At 78.4% G+C, this 1,555-nt stretch carries 1 protein-coding gene; it reads right to left on the minus strand.

Annotated features, from left to right (window positions below):
• On the minus strand, positions 1-1,555 hold a 1,555-nt coding region (locus CCN44_RS35605; RefSeq protein WP_276329139.1), incomplete at both ends, for an SAV_2336 N-terminal domain-related protein.

The following is a 1,555-nucleotide window of genomic DNA, read 5'->3' on the forward strand; positions in this document are numbered from 1 at the left end:
GGCGAGTTCGGCCTCGGCCTCCCGCAGCAGCCCGGCGCGCCGCCCCTCCGCACGGGCCCCTGCCGTGCCGGCCTCCGCGCGCAGCACCCGGCCGAGGACCAGGCGGGCGCGGGCGGTGGGGCCGGGGGCGGCGACGGAGGTGCTGCCCGCCGTGGCGACGCGGGCGTGTTCCCGGGCCCGGCGCAGCAGCTCCGGGTCGGCCAGCTGCCGCCACCGGTCGAGCAGCCGCTCGGCCTCGGTCAGCGGGTCGGGGGTGACCAGGTCGGGCAGGTAGAACCGCAGCACGCGCGCGGGGATCCGGGCGAACAGCTCGGCCTCCACGCTGCCCGTGCCGTCCCGCGCCGTGCCGTCCTCGGCGAGCGGCCCGGGCCCTGCGGCCGGGTCGTGGTCGGCGAGCCGGGCGGCGGCCAGGGCGGCGAAGTTGCGGGTGCCCTTGCCGAAGTGCCGTTCCACATAGGCCGAGCAGTGCTTGAGCACGAGCCCGGCGGTGTCCTGGTCGAGGGCGGACAGCAGCAGGTCCTGCATCCGGGGCGAGTAGGCGAAGCAGGGCTGGTCCTCGGTGCCGGGGAGTTGCCGCAGCAGTCCGCCGAGCAGCACCTCGGCCAGTTCCATGGGACCGGTGTCGGGCAGCATGGCCCGCTGGACCAGCTGCATGACGGGCAGCGTGAGGGGCGCGGCGGCGAGGTACACGGCCAGCCGCAGGGCGCCGGGCGAGGCGCCGGCGCGGAAGGCGCGCAGCAGGTCGTCGTCGCTGCGCGCCGGCGGTGCGGTGCCGACGGCCGCGGGTGCGGTGGCGGGGTGGGCGTAGCCGGCCCAGGCGGGTTCGCGGGTCGGTCCGGTGCCGGCGAGCAGCCGGGCGAAGGCCTCGAAGGCCTCCGGGGTGGGCTGGAGCACCGGCACGGGCCGGGCGTCGGGCGGCGGTTCCTCCCATGGCTCGTCCTCGGGCAGGAAGTCGAGGCGCCCGCCGGTCTCGCCGGTGCGGACCAGCAGCCCGGGTTCGGCGGGCAGCGCGGTACGGCCCCACAGCCGGGGCGGCAGCGGCTGGACCACGGCCAGCGGAGCGGTGCGCGGCCAGCCGTGCAGCAGGCGCTGAGCGGTGCCGTTCTGCCACAGGGGCCCCACGCAGTCGCTGATGACGAAGGTGAGCCGGCGCCCGCTGGGGTCGTGCAGCTCGTCGGCGGGGCGCAGCCGGGTGCGCCGGCCGGGACCGGCGGTCGTACCGACGAGGGGGCTGCCGGCCTCGTCGGCGTACAGCTGGTGGACGTTGACCGAGGCGAAGGCGCCGGACTGCTGGCAGGCCTGGCGCAGTTCCTCGACCATCTCGCCCCAGACGGCCATGGCGGGGCCGGTGTCCATGAGCAGCTGGACGTCGCAGCGCCGGCGGCGGCCGGGACGGGTGACGGGGAGCAGGATGCCGCTGGCGGCGGCCCGGTCGGCGGTGGCGGCCTCGTCGATCCGCTCGTCCCGGCCGCGGGCGGAGGCGGTGCGGTACCGGCCGAGCGCGCGCAGTGCCCGCTGGAGGCCGAGCAGTCCGGGCAGGGCGCCCGCGGCCGGG

The sequence above is a fragment of the Streptomyces tricolor genome (assembly GCF_002155905.1).
Taxonomy (GTDB): Bacteria; Actinomycetota; Actinomycetes; order Streptomycetales; family Streptomycetaceae; genus Streptomyces; species Streptomyces tricolor.